Below are 15480 nucleotides of genomic sequence, written 5' to 3' on the forward strand. Positions count from 1 at the left end.
CCTCGCGCAACGGCCACCGCGGCATCACGCTGCGGTGGCCGTTCCGCAAGCTAATCCACGGCGAGGACGTCGGCGAGTTGCCACGTCTCGCCGTTTTGCCAGGCTTCTTCGAAAACGCTGGGCAACAACGACTTTCGGGTCGTCGCCAGTAGATCAGCGGTTACGGGTCGGCGCGGCCACACCATGGCGGCCCGTCGGGTGTGCGCGCGTGCGGCGGCGTAGAGTCGCGCAGCCTGTTGGTGGGAGCCTCGTTGGGTTTCGTAGTTGGCGCGGTTTTCGATGAACATTCCTGCAGACGACGTTCCGCCGGCGGCCAGGTGCGCTTGCATGACCCTGCGCACCCAGACGATGCCACGCTCGGGATCGTCGTGCAGCACCGCGGCCGTCATGGGGGTGGCTGCGCTCAGCCAGGCGGCAGCATCATTGCCGACGAGGACGGCGGCGTCGTGCAACTCCTCGGCCCGTGCGGCCGCTGCGGCCAGTCCGCCGCCCAGCGCGGTCACACTGCAGGCCTGGATGTCGGCGAACAGTTGCAGCTCGGGGTCGGTACTGCGGGCCGCGAGCTGCTGCAGCGCCGCGTGGACCTCGGTGATCAGCTCGACGTCGGGGTGCACCCAGAGCGCGGCGCCCAGGATGACGAGACTCTCGCCGACGTCGACCAGAGCGTCGTCCGGGAGTGCACCCAACCGCCCAAGCGCCTCCCCAACAAGGGGCCGCGCCGACTCGACGCGTCCTTGCGCCGCGAAAGCCGACGCCAGCGCCACGGTCGCCGCCGTCCAGTCGGCGCGGTGGTGCCCGTCGGCGGCGTCGCGGGCCAGGCCCAACCACCGTGCGCCCTCGGTGATTCGGGCTCGGAAGTACCAATAGAAGCCCAGCGGCGCGCACAGCCGGGCCGCACCGGGATCCGCGCGGTTCAGCAGCATGCCGGCCAAGCTGGCTCGCACCGTCGCGTCGTCGTCGTCGAGCGCGTCGAACCACGCGTGCTCACCGGCCCTCCCCAGTCGTGGGCGCGACGCGATGAGCTGCGCGGTCCACTGATCGCGGCGCTCGGCTGCAGAGTCGGCGTCATCGTGTTCCCGCAGTGTGTGCGCGGCGTGGGCGCGGACGGTGGCGAGCTGACGAAACACGGTGTGGCCACTGGGCTCACGGGTGGCCGTCGACGTCAGCATCGAGTGGTGCACCAGCGTCGCCAGCGCGTCGTCGACCTCTGCCGCGGCGAGGTCACCCGCCACCGCTGTCGCTGCAGCCGTGGTGAACGACCCCGGCAGGACCGCGAGACGACGGTGCACCAGCGCTGCGACCGAGTCGAGCGCGGCGTGGCTCGAGTCGATCGCCGACCGCAACGTCTCGCGGTGACCGGTGCGACCCCACGCGCCGACGTCGGCCTGGGACTGCTTCCGGACGTCGTGCAGACTGTGGCTGCGGGCACGGGCCGCGGCGAGTTCGATGGCCAGCGGCAAGCCGTCGACGGCGGCGCAGATGTCGCCGGCGGCCGCGCGCACCTCGTCGTCGATGGCAAGCGCAGGGTCCACCCGGCGCAGCCGGTCGAGGAACAGCTGCACCGCCGGCCCGTCGCGAGAGGTTTCGGGCGATCCCGAAATGGCCAGGGGCGCAACGGTCCACGTTACCTCGACGTCGACGTCCAAGGGTGTGCGGCTGGTGGCCAGCAGCGTGCAGCGCCCGTCACCATGGCCCAGCACAGCTGTTGCGAGGGTCGCCACTGCCGCCACGACGTGCTCGCAGTTGTCGAGAACGATGAGCACGTCACGGCCGCGGCCGTAGTGCGCAAGGTCTTCTAGTGGGGTGGAGGCTGGCGAGGACGCAATACCCAGGGTCGACACGACCGCGTCGACCACCAGCGCGGTGTCGGTCACCGCGGCCAGGTCGACGAACCAGACGCCGTCGGGAAAGCGTCCGGCGGCGGCGCGACCGACCTCGACGGCCAGTCGTGTCTTCCCGATGCCGGCAGCTCCGGTCAGGGTGACCAATGCGTTCGACTCGAGCAGGGCGCTCACCTGGGCTAGATCGCTCTCACGCCCCGCCAACGGAGTCAGGGTTGCCGGAAGGTGAACGTGGTTGAGCGACAGCACGATCGGAGCGGCCCGCGGTGTGCCGGCGAGGCTGGAGTCCTGGTCGAGAATTCGAGCATGCAGATCGCGTAGTTCGGGACCGGGTTCGGTGCCCAGTTCGTCCACGAGCACCGCGCGGGTCCGTTGGAACACGGCCAGCGCCTCCTCCGCGCGGCCACCGCGGTAGAGCGCCAGCATCTGCTGGGCCCGCAGCCGCTCCCGGAACGGCGCGTCGGCGACCATCGTCTCGAGGTCGGCCAGCGCCTGCTCGAATCGGCCGGCAGCGATCAGCGCGTCGAGGCGGATCTCTCCGATGTGGCGGCGCAGTTCCTCCAGGCGTGCGACAGCGGGTTGCGCCCATGACTGCTCGCCAAGGGCGCCATAAGGCTGACCGCGCCACAGCTGCAGCGCCTCCTCGGCGCGGGCGATCGCGGCCTCGGCTCGTCCGGCGGCGAATAGGTCACCGGCGTCGCGGCCGATCTGTCCGAACGACAGCGAGTCAACCGCGTGACCGTCGGCAACCAGGCGGTAGCCGGTGTTCTCGTTGACGAGCACGGCCGGCGGTTGTCGTTGCCCGCGGTGCGGTTCGAGCAGTTGCCGCAATCGCCATACGTGTGACTCCAGCGTCGACACCGTCGCGTCGGTGGCGCGGTCCCCCCATGTGGCATCGAGTAGCGCCTGCACCGACACCCGTTCGTTGACGTTGATCACGAGCAAGGCGAGGATCGCCGCCGCCCGCGAGCCGGCCACCGGACGGTCGACCCCGTCCACGGTCACCGTCAACGCGCCGAGGTCACGCACTCGCATGCTCTCGAACCTAGCGGCGAGCGAGGTGGAGTGGGGTTGGAGCGAGATTGGAGCTGGGGCTGCGACGGTGGGGGCACATCGCGACCGAACCCGGCGCGGAACCAAGGAGAAGAGAGCGTCATGCCCGTATATCAGTGCGTCACCGCCGGAATCGATCTCACCGACGATCAGCGTGAGCGGATCGCCACCGGCATCACCACCGTCCACCATGACGAGACCGGCGCCCCAGAGCCCTTCATCCGCGTCGCGTTCACCCCGCTGCCACTGGGTCTGATGTACACCGCGGGCAAGGTCGAGCCGTCGATCGTCATCAGCGGCGGGATCCGTTACGGCCGTAGCGAGGTGGTACGCCGCCAGATCATGCGTCGGCTACACGAGCTGGCCGTCGAGGTCACCGGCAGCCCCGAAGACCACGTGCTGATCGTCGTCTCCGACACGCCAAATGGCTGGGCGATGGAGGCCGGCATCATGATGCCCGAGCCGTTCCCCGAGGCCGAGGCTGCGTGGTTCCAGGCGCTGGCCGACAAACTGCCCGAACGCTTCGCCGATGCCGCCCGGCCGGCCACGGCATGATCACGCGGAGATGACGGGCACCCCCCTGCTCACCGCGGTCATCGGAGCCGTCGTCGTCCTCACCGGCGCACTGGTGGCCCGCGGCGCCACCCGCTACGCGGCCCAACTTCAAGCCGCCCAGCGCCGCCGCGACGCCGAGCTGGTGTCACTGCGGGAGTTTCGCGACGTGTTGATTGGCGCGCTGGGACGGTTGAGCGCTTTCCGGTACGCGCTGACACAGGTGGTTTCCGACGGGCCCGCCGTGCAGCGGTTCGAGGAGGCCAACCGGCTCCTCGAGAGCGTCGACGGGTATGGCGGATTCCGGGTGGAGATGGCCGAACACCTCGAACGGGTGCGCACCTTGGCGCGGTGTCTGGTGTGGGCTGACCTGCGGGAGGCCTTCAGGCCACTCGACCGCATATTGCTCGAGGCCGCGCGGCCGAGGGATGCAGTCGTGCGGATCGAGCAGCAGTCGGTTCTGCTGGAGGAGTTCGTCAGCCTGTTGGCCGACCGGCAGCGGCAGCTGCTCGAGGACTACCCGGTGAGGCCCCTGAGGTGAACGGCTCAAGTCCCCACTAGAACACCGCGAAACCGATGGCGGTGGCGTCCCAGAATGCGTCGGCTTCCACAGGCACCTGCGAACGGCACCCCGTCGCGCAAGACCCATCACCAATACACCTGTATTCCCGAGTCGCTACGATCGGACCCAGAAACGGCGCGAATGTGTCGAACGATTCTGGGGGGAATATGTCACCGACCATTTCACGGGCATGGCGAAGTGCGTTATGAACACTCACGACCTTCGAGATTTGCGATGGACGCTGAGGTCGGCGGTTGCCGAGGTCGTAGCCACGGGCGAGCCGGCATTCATCGCAGACGACGGTGAGCAGGTCGCCGTCCTGGTCAGTGTCGCCGAGTACGCCCGGCTGACCAACCGGTGAGGGCGGCGGATTAGCCCCTTGGGCCCGTGCGCCCGAAGCGAACCAACGCCCGTCAGCGAGACCCTGACGACAGGGTCGGGGTAGTCACATGCTCACGCCCGCATACATCATCGCGGGCGGCGGCGCGGTTGCTGCATTCGGCCCGCGCCGCGGCAGGGTCTCTCCGAAACGACCCTCGTTTGTCGGTGTGCTGCCTGGGTATCTTCACCTCGGTGCGCCATCCCGTGCCCGTCGACCAACCTGCTGACGGTTTGCGACCGCACTTAGCGGGCCTGCTGTCGCTCGCGGCGGCCTCGTGCCTGGCGGTGACCACCGAGATGCTGCCGGTGGGCTTGCTTCCCGCGATCGGGGAATCGTTCGGCATAGCCGGCTCGGCCACCGGTCTCCTCATCAGCCTCTACGCCGCCATGGTCGCCGTCTTCGCGGTCCCGCTGACCCTGTCGACCACACGATCCCCCCGCAAACCCCTTCTGCTGGCCACGTTGTCCTGCTATGCCCTGAGCAACGTCCTGGTGGCTCTTGCGCCAACCTTCGTGGTCCTGGCGACAGGGCGGGCACTGGGCGGCCTCACGCACGCACTGTTCTTCTCGTTGTGCATCGGGTACGCGCCGCGCCTGGTACCCGGCGCGCACACCGGTCGCGCACTCGTCATCGTCGCCAGCGGCGCCACCGCCGGCTTCGTGCTCGGCGTCCCCTCGTCGACGTCGCTGGGCACCGCGTTGGGCTGGCGAACGTCCTTTGCAGTCCTCGCCGCCCTGTCGTTCCTGACGCTGGCGTTGGTCGCCAAACTGTTGCCCCCGGTACCCAATGACCGCCCCGACCGGCCCCCGTCGACCGCCGGTGCACGAGCGGCGCTCGCCGTCGTCGTGGCCTCCAACACGCTGACCTTCCTCGGCCAGTTCACGCTGTACACCTTCATCAGCCTGGTGTTCCTCGGCGCCGGAGCGCGCCCGGCGCTCATCGGACCACTACTCCTGATGTGCGGCATCAGCGGCTTGGTCGGGCTCACCTACGCCGCGCATTCCCTGGACCGCCGTCCGCGCCGCACCTCCATCGTGATCCTGGCCCTCGTCATCATCGGAGTTGCGGTTCTGGGCGTTGGGTTTTCGCGGCTGGCCGCGGTGTGCGCGGCCGCTGCGGTGTGGAGCGCTGCGTTCGGCGGTGTGCCGTCGATCTACCAAGCCAGCGCGGTGCGAATCAATGTCGCCACCCCAGAACTTGCCGGCGCCTGGATCAACTCCAGCGCCAACATCGGCATCGCCGGCGGAGCCGCCCTCGGCGCAGCACTAATGCCGCTCGTCGGGCTCGGTGGACTGCCCTGGGTCAGCGCAACCCTCGTCGGTCTCGGACTCTCGGTGGTGTTGTTGGCGCGGAAGTCCTTTCCGTCGCGGGTGCCACCACAGGCCACGATCATCCACTCCGTCCAAGACCGTGCCCCATAGCGTCCCCACCACGCACGAGCCGGCCGCGCCGTCACCGTCCATCATTGATCGGCGACCGGAGTTTCGGGCTCCATGTCGTACGAGTGCTGGATTTGGTCGGGTCGGGTGCCGAGCCCGTCGGTCGTCTTCTTGCCCCACGGGGCCTCGATCAGACTCTTCGTCTCCTCGATCATCGACTTCGGCTCGAGGTTGCGGTAGGCGTCGACTTCTCCTGCCGCTACCGCGGTCAAGGTGGCGTACACGGGCTCGGGGTCGAACTGAGCGCGCGGGAACGCGAGCTTGGAGTAGTCGAACAGCCGCTGCTCGGGGTCGTCCTCCCAGCTCTCGTAGGTCTGGAACATGCGGTCGTTGAAGCCAGTGAGGAACGGTCCTGGGTTGACGGTGGCAACCTCGATCCCGAACTCCTGCAATTCGAGTTTCATCGTCTCGGCGATGGCCTCGACGGCGTGTTTGGAGGCGGCGTAGATGCCGGTGAACGGGTTGACGTTGAGGCCTTCGCGCGAAGATACCCAGACGATCCGGCCGGCTCCGCGCGTGACCATCTGCTTGGCGATGCCCTGGGTGAGAAGCAGTGGCCCGGTGATGTTGACTTCCCACTCGTTGCGGATGTTCGCGGCGGGAACGTCGACGACCGAACCGCCTTCACCCACGCCGGCGTTGTTGACGAGGATCTCGACGTCCCAGGCCAACGCCTTGCGGCGATCTCCGTCGTTGGTCACGTCGAGCTTCTCGACCTGCAACGGGACACCGCGGTCGGCCGCCTGGCGCTTGAGGGTCTGGACCTGGGCGTAGATCTCGACGGCGGCGATCACGTCGAAACCTTTCTCGGCCAGTCGCATCGCGGCTTCGAACCCGAATCCGGTACCGGCGCCGGTGATCATCACTCTCTTCAGCGTGGCTGAGCTGGCCACGGTCAGCTCTCGATCGAGTTGGGGTCGAGACGGTCGGTCGGCACACCCCTGACGTACGTCGCCACCCCCAGCCCCATGGACCAGTCCGCGGGCTGAACCGTCAACAGGTTGAAGAAGACGTCCTCGGGCCGCACGTGCAGCTTCGCCTGCAACTCATCCACGACGGCCTTGTAGAACGCGCCCTTCTGCTCCGGGGTCGCGACGTCGAGGAAGATCAGCTGGATGAAGATGCAGTTCTCGGACCGGTTGATGCCGAGGTAGTCGGCATCGAAGAGGAAGTTCTCCGCCTTGTGTTCGCTGATGGTCTGGAACCGATCCTCCGGCACGCCAAGGCATTCGATCATCTTGTCGTACACGGCATCGGCGATGGTGCGGCGGTACTCCGCGGACTTGCCCTCGATGAGGTCGATACGAGCTAGCGGCATTCAAGGCTCCTGACGAGGTCGGGCACTGTCGGTACCCCTGCAGTCAACCCCGCGCGCTCGTGCGGCGGTAGCTCATTTCTGCTCGACTAGTGCCCATTTCGACTCCGTCACCGAGCGGCGCGCAGATCGCAGCTCAGTCCATCTGCGTCGGCGTACTCGCCCGGGGTCGTGCCGAAACGCGCACGAAATTCCTTCGTGAAGTGCGACTGGCTCGCGTACCCCACTGCAACGGAAATGTCCCCAACCCCCAGCCGACGTTCGAGTAGCAGTTCGCGCGCGCGTTCCAGTCGGGTCTCCTTGACGAACTGATAGGGCGATCGGCCAGTCACTTCGCGAAACCGACGGGAGAACGCTGACGGACTGAGGTTCACCTGCCCGGCGAGGATGTCGACCGTCAGTGGTTCGGACAGGTGGACGTTGACGTAATTCAGCGCCGCCGCAACGGAGTTCCCGTCGTCCTGCTGGCCTGCGATCAACAGCAGTTTGGAGAACCGGTCACGCTGCAGGATCCGGTAGACGAGTTCCTGGAGGTACAACGGTGTCAGTACCCGTCGGTCAGAATCTGCATCGAGTGACCTCAGGAAGCGTAGAACGGCGCTCATGAGCTCGTCGTCGAGTTCGGACACGACGCCCTGGTCCTGACCCTCGGTCGGAGCTGGTGCTTGGTCCGATGACCCTCGCCGGCCGACGATCTCCGCCGAGACCTTGCGGACCACCGCCGGGTCGATCTGCAGCACGAAGGCGAGGAACGGTTCGTCCGGCGTTGCGTCCAGGATCTGCGACCGAAAATGCAGGTTGCTCCTGAGCACCAGATACTGGTACCGGTCGTACACGTAGTGATGGCCGTCGGCGGTGACGGCCTTGCGGCCCTGCGCGACGATGCATACCGAAAGTGACTGTATTTCATCCCATTTCGGTACCGTCGGCTCGACGTACCGGTAGATCGTCATGCCGGGCCACAGGCCCACGTTGGCGCCGTCGCCGAGCGAGCGACTCGACAGTTCCTCGGCGAGGTCGTACTCGGCGGGGTTACTCAGCATCCCGCCTACCTCCAGTTCCGCATGGACCATCGCTGGAGACGACGATAACTCAGCTAGCTGACCCCGGCCGACGCTTGGCGCTACCGCAGCTCCCCGCCAAGTGGCGATGTGCGCTATGAACACTCACGACCTTCGAGATTTGCGATGGACGCTGAGGTCGGCGGTTGCCGAGGTCGTAGCCACCGGCGAGCCGGCGTTCATCACAGACGACGGTGAGCAGGTCGCCGTCCTGGTCAGTGTCGCCGAGTACGACCGGCTGACCAACCGGTCTGGGTAGTCACATGCTCACGCCCGCGTACATCGTCGCGGGCGGTTGGCTGAGCAGTGCCTTCACCGCCCTGGTGTCGGCGTCAGCCAATACTTCGTCGGCCCCAGACTCCAACCCGTCCAGCGCGTCGCGGACCACGTCGGCGGGATCGTTCTTCGCCATGTCGATCCCCGCGAGCATGTCGGTGTCGGTGGCCGACAGGTGCAGACCGAGGACGTGGGTGCCCTGCGCTGCCAGCTCGAGCCGAGTGCTGTTGGTCAGTTGCCATTCGGCGGCCTTGGCCGCGGCGTAGGCGCCGTTGCCGGGGAACACCTGGAAGGACCCAACCGACATCACGTTGAGCAGGGCGCCGCCACCGTTGCGCGCCAAGATCGGGGCGAAGGCACGGGTCATCGACAGCGTGCCCCAGAAATGGGTGGCCATCTCGAGTCGGATGGCGCCAAGGTCTCCGGTCACGAGGTTCTGAAACGTCACCGTTCCGGCGTTGTTGATCAGCACGTCCACGTCCGCCGCGACTCGGGCCACCTCAGCCACCATCGCGTCGTCGGTGATGTCCAACGGCACTGGAACGATTCGGGCGTCGTCCCCCGAGATGGTCCCCGGACGTCTTGTGGCGGCATACACCCTGGCGGCGCCTCTCGCGAGCAACTGTCGGACGAACTCCGCCCCGATTCCGCGGTTGGCGCCGGTGACCAGGCCAGTGGCGTTGTGAAGTTCCATTCGCCGAGCCTAAGATCTGACACTGATGTCAGGTTCAAGCGCTAAAGCCGTGACGTGGCACACGACCATCTGACGGCCGAGTCGACGTGAAGATTGGTGAGCTCGCCCGGATCACCGGCGCCAGCGTGAGGTCACTGCGCTATTACGAACAACGAGAACTGCTGTCGTCCGGTCGCACAGCCGGCGGTCAGCGGTTCTACGATCAGGACGCGGTGGAGCGGGTCACGCTCATCAAGGAACTCTTCGCCGCCGGTGTGAGCAGTGATGCGATGGTGCAGTTGATGCCCTGCATCCATTCGGGGACGGCGACGCCGGCCATGGTGGAGCGCCTGGCTCACGAACGCGCGCGAATCGACACCGAGGTATGCCGGCTGGCTGCCACCCGCGACCGTCTCGATGATCTCATCGTCACGACGCGAGCCGCCATCCCGGACGCCGCCGGTGACGGCGCACCGTCCGAATAGACTTGGGCTGCAGCACAATCGGCGGGGCGGGACGTGCGTCACCGCGCGGAAGCATCGAGGGCGTCACCGGTTTCGGGGTCGGGGTGCCCGCCGCGGTCACTGTCACGGGTCGGCGCGTCGAAGGTGACCTCGACATGCTGGAAGGGCTTGCTGCGTTGGGCGGTGGCCTGATCGGTGTAGATCTGGCGGTCGGCGGCGGTGAGGTTCACGTCGTCGACGAATGGGGTCAGCAACGCCCGAGGATGCAACCGATCCACCCGCACCACGTTGATCTCCGCGCACAGCACCACCATCGTGGCTGTCGCGTACAGGAAGGCCAGCATGCCCAGCACCAGTGCGAACACCCCGTTGGTGGCGCTGGCGGATTTGACTACGTGACCAACGTAGGTGGCGCCAAACGACTGCACCAGTTGCCATCCCACCGCCGCGGTGACGGCGCCCGGCGCGACCTGGCCGACCGCGAGGTCGCGGTCGGTGCTGATTCGAAACGCCATGATGAACGCGCCTGCGTTGACCGCGACCGAGACTGCCATGACACAGGCCTTGGTGACAGCCCCAAAGGCCCCGGACCCGGCAGTGATTCCGGCGAGCACCGTCGTCGCTGCGAGCGCCCCGCCGACGGTGACGAGCAACAGCAGACTGCGCGCCCGCGCCGTGAAGGGGTCCGGGCGCTGATCCCTCGGCACCGCCCACACCGTGTTCATCGCGTTCTGGAGGGCTTGGCCGACGCCGAGACCCCCGTAGAGTGCGCCCGCCACGCCGACGACCACACCGGTGACTCCCCCGCCGAGATGCTTGGGCTCCCCCAATTGGCTTCCGATGACGGGAAATTGGCTCAACGCCGAAGTCATGACTTGTTGCTGCACCGCGGGGTGGCCGACTAGCACCCAGCTCAGCACCGTCGACAGCAGCAACAACAAGGGGAACAGCGACACGAAGGCGTAGTAGGTAATCAACGCCGCCAAGTAACCCCCCTGGTCGTCGAGATACTTGTAGACGACCGCGAGGGAGAATCCGACACCACGGTGCCGGCGTTGGAGTCGGTCGAGCCGTGCAGTGATCCCCATGGCGACGCGCTCCCTTGACCCAATCCGGTGGACGGAGTGCATACCCAGGTGTCGGTGCGTCGAATCGACGCGGGCCGTGGGTGAGCCCCTGGTCCCAAGGGGCCGGGGCTACACGTGACCGTGCTCGGGTCGCCGATGCCCCCGGACCAGACCGACCGGGCGACGTATCGTGTCGGCATGGCTCGAGCTACCGTCGGCGCGTCATCTCCTCCTCCCGACGCGGGATCGACTCGGGAGACCATCTTGCGAACCGCCGCTCAGGTGTTTCTCGCTCATGGTTACCAGGAAGCAAGCATGGACCAGATTGCGCTGGAGTCGGGGATGGCACGGCGGACGTTGTACAACCAATTCGGTTCCAAGAAGGCTCTTTTCGACGCCACGATGGCCCACATGTGGGAGAAGATGCCGCTGGACTCCATCATTGCAGCCAGTGCCTCGGTCAGTCCGCCGGAGGAGGTGCTGCACACGATTGGCCTAACCATCGCGGCATTCTGGGCGCCGCCGGAGGCGGTGGCGTTCATGCGCTTGATCATTTGGGAGAGTTCGAGGACTCCGGAATTGGGTGACAGTTTCGTCGACAACGGCAGGGAGCCGGCTCGACATGCGGTGAGGGAGTACGTGCGTCAGCTCAGCCTCACACCTGATTTCGAGATCGCGGACCCCGATCTCGCGAGCACGCAATTCATCTACGCCATCGTCGGAGAGGTGTTGCTGGCTCGACTCGTAGCCCCGTCGACCACCGACCTCGACGAGCAGCGACGTGATTACGTGGTACGGGAGGCGGTGGCATTGTTCCTCGCCCGCTACCGCGTCCACCCTTGATCGACGTTCTCACTGACCCTTCTCGCTGACGACCACTCGTTTGCGCGGGCTAAACGCCGTGGCCGCATATTGCACTGCACTGTATAGTGCAGTTTGGGAAGCGTCGAAGCTTTCTCCAAAGGTTGACGTGAAGGAGAAGTGTCATGAAGGTCGGCTTCGAAGACGATTCGTTTGCATTCGAACTCGTTCGCAATCTGGGTTTCGTCTACTACGGCGGCGCCGACATCGGCGAGCTGTTCGCCACTGCGGACGGCATCACCGAAGGCGACCTCGACAGCTGGTATGACGGCTGGCACAGCCGCGGTGAGCGGGTGCTCGGGCGAGCGAAGGAGTACCTGTCCGCCGGCCGCCTGGTCAGCGCTCGCGAAGCCTTGTTGCGCGCGTCGACGTATTTTCGGATGGCTGAGTTCTACCTGCACGGCAACCCCGACGATCCGCGCATCATGGGCGACGCCAAGGCCTCCCAGGAGGCCTACGCCAAGGCCGCAGAGCTAATGGGGCCAACCTGGGAACCGGTCGACATTCCTTACGAGGGAACGACATTGCCCGGCTACTTCTACAAGCCCGACGAGTCCAACGAGCCGCGCCCCACCCTCATCTTCCACGGCGGCTACGACTCGAGCCTGGAAGAGCTCTACTACTTCGCCGCCGCGGCCGCCGTCCGTCGCGGCTACAACTGCCTGACCTTCGACGGCCCGGGCCAAGGCATGCCACTTCGAGAGCAGCACCTGGTGTTCCGGCACGACTGGGAGAAGGTCGTCACCCCTGCCGTCGACTACGCCTTGTCCCGCCCCGACGTCGACGGAGATCGCTTGGCACTGAAGGGCATGAGCCTCGGTGGGTATCTCGCGGCCCGGGCAGCAGCCTTCGAGCCCCGGTTCAAGGCCGTCGTCCTCTACGACGGGGTCTGGAGCTTCTACGACGCCATCGTGGGCATGCTGTCCCCCGAGGCGAAGGAGGCACTCGACGACGGTGACGCCGTGGCCTACGACCGACTGATCGCCGCGGAGATGGACACGAACACCCAGGTTCGGTGGGCCTTCACCCAAGGCCTGTACAGCTTCGGCGTCGCGTCCTATTTCGACCTCACGATCGAGAGCAAGAAGATGGTCCTCGACCGCGACGTCGTCGAGCGAATCACCATCCCCACGTTGGTGATGGAGGCCGACGGTGACCAGTTCTTCCGCGGACAGCCAGAGCGCGTCTACCAGGCCTTGACGGCACCCAAGACATTCGCGGCGTTCCACGAAGAAGATGGCGCCGAAAACCATTGCCAGTCAGGCGCCTTGGCCTACAAGGACGAAGTCGTCTTCAACTGGCTCGACGACACGTTGAAGGCCTGACCGCGCCGGTCAATACGCGAGCTGGTTGACCGCCATCGCGAACACCCGTGGCAGGGCCGTCGCCGCGGGGACGATGCGCGCCCTGACCGGTGGCAGGCCGCTGGCACGGACTAGTCCGGCCGTCAGCATCCGGTAACGCCACGTCACGCGCCGCCACCGTCGGTCGTAGTCAGCGGGCCGGTCGGCGACCACGCAGCTCACCAATTGCCGTGCGGCGCCGAAGGCCAACCCCAGTCCCTCACCGGTCAGCGCGTCGACGTAGCCGGCCGCGTCGCCGACCAGCATCACCCGCCCCGCGGTCCGGCTGTGAGCGGTCTGCCGAAGCGGACCGGCGGCCCGATCAGACCCGTGGGCATGCCCGTGCAGCCGCTCCCGCAACGTGGGGAACTCGTCGAGGTGGCCGTCGAACCCACCGCGGGTGGAGCTGAGGACCGCGATCCCGACGCAGTCGTCGGCCACCGGTGTCACGTAGGCCTCCGCCCCGGGGGCCCAGTGCACCTCGACGGAATCCGTCCACGGTGCGACCTCGACGTGGCGCCGGATCCCCCATCGCCGCGGACCCGGGCTCGCGCGGTCGAGGCCAATGGACCGACGAATCGGTGAGTGCAGGCCGTCGGCCGCCGCGAGATACCTGGCCTCGAGCTGCCCGACGCGGACCGACGACGCGTCCTGCGTCACGGGCCCTACGTCCTCGTGGACGAACCGCACGCCGGCGTCCGTGGCGGCGTCCCGCAGCGCCGCATGCAGCACGGTCCGGCGGACGCCGCGCCCGTGCCCCGCTCGGAACGTCGCGTCGACCCGACGCCCACCGCCGAGGTAGCTGATCCCGCGGAGCTCTCGCCCCTTCGGATCAACGCCGAGATCCGCCAGATGCGCCAGCGTGTGCGGCATCAGGCCCTCACCGCAGGCCTTGTCGAGATTGCCTCGGCGGCGTTCCACCACGATGACGTCGAGCCCGGCCTGGGCGCCGTACAGCGCGGTGGCCAGTCCGGCGGGGCCGCCGCCGCCGACCAGTAGGTCGATCACGACAGGCTCGCAAGTGCGGTGTTCTCCACCTTGATCCTCGTCCGCAGGAGTACCGCGTTGAGCACGGTGAAGACGACCGCGGTGATCCAGGCACCGTGCACCAGCGGGAGCGCAACGCCCTCCACCACGACGGCCACGTAATTCGGGTGTGGGATCAGGCGATACGGGCCTCCGGTGACGCGGTCGGCCCCCGGGACGACGACGACCTTGGTGTTCCACTGTGGACCCAGCGTGGTGATGCACCACCACCGCAACACCTGGGCCGCCACCACGATCGCCAGCATCGGCCACCCCAGCGCGGGAACGAACGGCCGGTGCAGAACCAGCGGTTCGACCAGGCAGCCCACCAGCAGACCGACGTGCAGCACGACCATCACGGGGTAGTGCTCGGCGCCGAACTCGGTGCCACCCCTGGCCTGACTCCACGCCAAATTGCGCTTGGAGACGACGAGTTCAGCGAGCCGCTCGACGGCGACGGCGACGATCAGCAGGACGTACCAGCTCATCGCGTCACCGCCACCGCAGCAGAACGAGTTCCGAGCAGAAGCCCGGACCCATGGCCATCATCAGACCGGGGCTGCCCGGCTCGGGCCGCTTGGCGATGGTGTCGCGCAGCACGTGCAGTGCAGAGGCCGAGGAGAGGTTGCCCACCTCCGCCAGCGAACGCCACGTCAGCTCCAGCGCGTCGTCGGGCAGGCCCAGGGTGGCGGTGATGGCCTCGATCACCTTGGGGCCGCCCGGATGACTCACCCACGTGCCGATGTCGTCGATCGTCATGCCATGTGCGGCAAGGAAGTTGGTGACGTCGTCACCGAGGTAGCGTTCGACGACCTGTGGCACGTCGGGCGAGAGCACCAGGCGAAATCCGCTGGAGTCCACGTCCCACCCCATGGTGCGCTGCGAATCGGGGTACAGGTGGCTGCGCGAGTCGAGCACCTCTGGGCCCGACGGCGCCATGCCGTCGGCGCGGCGGTCACCCACGGCGACCACGGCGGCGGCACCGTCGCCGAACAAGCTGCTGCCCACGACCGTCGCCATCGACGGATCGCGTTTGGGCACCAGCGAGCAGAGCTCGACGGCGACCAAGACGGCGACGTCGTCCGGTGCCCCACGAAGGTAGTCGTGCAGGCGGGCAACCCCTGCGGCCCCCGCGACGCAACCCAGTCCGAACATCGGCACCCGTCGGACGTCGGGCCGCAGCCCGATCCGCGCAGCGATTCGCGCCTCGAGGGTCGGCACCGCCAGACCGGTGACGGTCGTCGAGAAGACCACGTCGACGTCCGACGGCTGCAGGCCGGCGTCCTCCAGTGCGCCCAGAACCGCGGCACACCCCAGCTCGACGGCGTGCTCGATGAACACGTCGTTGGCCGTGCCGAAGTCGTCCAGCGACGCGTACTCCTCGAGCGGCAGCACCATGTGTCTGCCGTCCACCTTGGCACTGCGGTGCAGTTTCCTGATCGGCTCGGCGTACTGCGCGTATCCGGGTATGGACAGCAGTGCTTCGGTCACCTCGGCCTGGGTGTAGCGGTTGGGTGGGAGTTCTCCCCGTACGGCGGCGATCACACTCATGGCGCCCTCCTTCT

Annotated in this window: 17 protein-coding genes; 8 read left to right on the forward strand and 9 right to left on the reverse strand. The window is 67.1% G+C overall.

Going from position 1 to position 15480, the window contains the following annotated elements:
* Positions 1–50: 50 nt before the first annotated feature.
* Complete coding sequence (locus tag H7K45_RS08445) at positions 51–2876, reverse strand: AfsR/SARP family transcriptional regulator (RefSeq protein ID WP_263995340.1); 2826 nt, start codon at positions 2874–2876, stop codon at positions 51–53.
* A gap of 120 nt (positions 2877–2996) precedes the next feature.
* Here H7K45_RS08445 and H7K45_RS08450 point away from each other — a divergent pair, with 120 nt between their 5' ends.
* The 4 genes from H7K45_RS08450 (at position 2997) to H7K45_RS08465 (ending at position 5811) form a co-directional block, all read left to right on the forward strand.
* Entirely contained in the window at positions 2997–3449 is a 453-nt protein-coding gene (locus H7K45_RS08450; RefSeq protein WP_263995341.1) for a tautomerase family protein, read from the forward strand.
* Positions 3450–3459: 10 nt separating this feature from the next.
* Positions 3460–3987 (forward strand): hypothetical protein, encoded by a 528-nt coding sequence (locus H7K45_RS08455; protein ID WP_263995342.1) that lies wholly within the window; start codon positions 3460–3462, stop codon positions 3985–3987.
* Positions 3988–4213: 226 nt separating this feature from the next.
* Complete coding sequence (locus H7K45_RS08460) at positions 4214–4369, forward strand: type II toxin-antitoxin system prevent-host-death family antitoxin (RefSeq protein WP_263995343.1); 156 nt, start codon at positions 4214–4216, stop codon at positions 4367–4369.
* 212 nt (positions 4370–4581) lie between these two features.
* Positions 4582–5811, forward strand: coding sequence for an MFS transporter (locus H7K45_RS08465; RefSeq protein WP_263995344.1), 1230 nt, complete (start codon positions 4582–4584; stop codon positions 5809–5811).
* A gap of 41 nt (positions 5812–5852) precedes the next feature.
* Here the strand turns inward: H7K45_RS08465 and H7K45_RS08470 are convergent, their stop codons facing one another.
* The 3 genes from H7K45_RS08470 to H7K45_RS08480 form a co-directional block, all read right to left on the reverse strand.
* A complete protein-coding gene (locus tag H7K45_RS08470; protein ID WP_263995345.1) occupies positions 5853–6722 on the reverse strand; it encodes an SDR family oxidoreductase in 870 nt (289 codons plus the stop codon).
* Positions 6723–6724: 2 nt separating this feature from the next.
* Positions 6725–7147, reverse strand: coding sequence for a tautomerase family protein (locus H7K45_RS08475; protein ID WP_263995346.1), 423 nt, complete (start codon positions 7145–7147; stop codon positions 6725–6727).
* Between the two features lie 107 nt (positions 7148–7254).
* The gene (locus H7K45_RS08480) at positions 7255–8187 is read right to left on the reverse strand and encodes an AraC family transcriptional regulator (RefSeq protein ID WP_263995347.1); all 933 of its coding nucleotides are present in this window, start codon (positions 8185–8187) and stop codon (positions 7255–7257) included.
* Between the two features lie 115 nt (positions 8188–8302).
* On the opposite strand from H7K45_RS08480, the gene H7K45_RS08485 reads away from it, so the two are divergent.
* The gene (locus H7K45_RS08485) at positions 8303–8464 is read left to right on the forward strand and encodes a type II toxin-antitoxin system Phd/YefM family antitoxin (RefSeq protein ID WP_263995348.1); all 162 of its coding nucleotides are present in this window, start codon (positions 8303–8305) and stop codon (positions 8462–8464) included.
* Here H7K45_RS08485 and H7K45_RS08490 read toward each other — a convergent pair whose 3' ends face one another.
* Positions 8465–9175 (reverse strand): SDR family oxidoreductase, encoded by a 711-nt coding sequence (locus tag H7K45_RS08490; protein WP_263995349.1) that lies wholly within the window; start codon positions 9173–9175, stop codon positions 8465–8467. It lies immediately after the preceding gene.
* Between the two features lie 86 nt (positions 9176–9261).
* Here H7K45_RS08490 and H7K45_RS08495 point away from each other — a divergent pair, with 86 nt between their 5' ends.
* Positions 9262–9639 (forward strand): MerR family transcriptional regulator, encoded by a 378-nt coding sequence (locus H7K45_RS08495; protein ID WP_263995350.1) that lies wholly within the window; start codon positions 9262–9264, stop codon positions 9637–9639.
* Between the two features lie 38 nt (positions 9640–9677).
* On the opposite strand, the gene H7K45_RS08500 is transcribed toward H7K45_RS08495, so the two are convergent.
* Positions 9678–10706, reverse strand: a complete 1029-nt coding sequence (locus H7K45_RS08500; RefSeq protein WP_263995351.1) for a YihY/virulence factor BrkB family protein — start codon at positions 10704–10706, stop codon at positions 9678–9680.
* A 177-nt stretch (positions 10707–10883) separates the two neighbouring features.
* Here H7K45_RS08500 and H7K45_RS08505 point away from each other — a divergent pair, with 177 nt between their 5' ends.
* Positions 10884–11528, forward strand: a complete 645-nt coding sequence (locus H7K45_RS08505; RefSeq protein ID WP_263995352.1) for a TetR/AcrR family transcriptional regulator — start codon at positions 10884–10886, stop codon at positions 11526–11528.
* A gap of 143 nt (positions 11529–11671) precedes the next feature.
* On the forward strand, positions 11672–12871 hold the full coding sequence (locus tag H7K45_RS08510; RefSeq protein WP_263995353.1) for an alpha/beta hydrolase family protein: 1200 nt from the start codon (positions 11672–11674) through the stop codon (positions 12869–12871).
* A gap of 9 nt (positions 12872–12880) precedes the next feature.
* On the opposite strand, the gene H7K45_RS08515 is transcribed toward H7K45_RS08510, so the two are convergent.
* The 3 genes from H7K45_RS08515 to H7K45_RS08525 are packed head-to-tail and all read right to left on the reverse strand — an operon-like array spanning position 12881 to position 15466.
* A complete protein-coding gene (locus tag H7K45_RS08515; protein ID WP_263995354.1) occupies positions 12881–13897 on the reverse strand; it encodes an NAD(P)/FAD-dependent oxidoreductase in 1017 nt (338 codons plus the stop codon).
* Entirely contained in the window at positions 13894–14403 is a 510-nt protein-coding gene (locus tag H7K45_RS08520) for an isoprenylcysteine carboxyl methyltransferase family protein (RefSeq protein ID WP_263995355.1), read from the reverse strand. Before H7K45_RS08520 ends, H7K45_RS08515 begins: the two co-directional genes overlap by 4 nt.
* A gap of 4 nt (positions 14404–14407) precedes the next feature.
* Positions 14408–15466: a type III polyketide synthase gene (locus H7K45_RS08525; RefSeq protein ID WP_263995356.1), complete on the reverse strand. Its 1059-nt coding sequence runs from the start codon at positions 15464–15466 to the stop codon at positions 14408–14410.
* Positions 15467–15480: the final 14 nt, after the last annotated feature.

This window comes from Mycobacterium yunnanensis, assembly GCF_025823185.1.
Classification (GTDB): domain Bacteria; phylum Actinomycetota; class Actinomycetes; order Mycobacteriales; family Mycobacteriaceae; genus Mycobacterium; species Mycobacterium yunnanensis.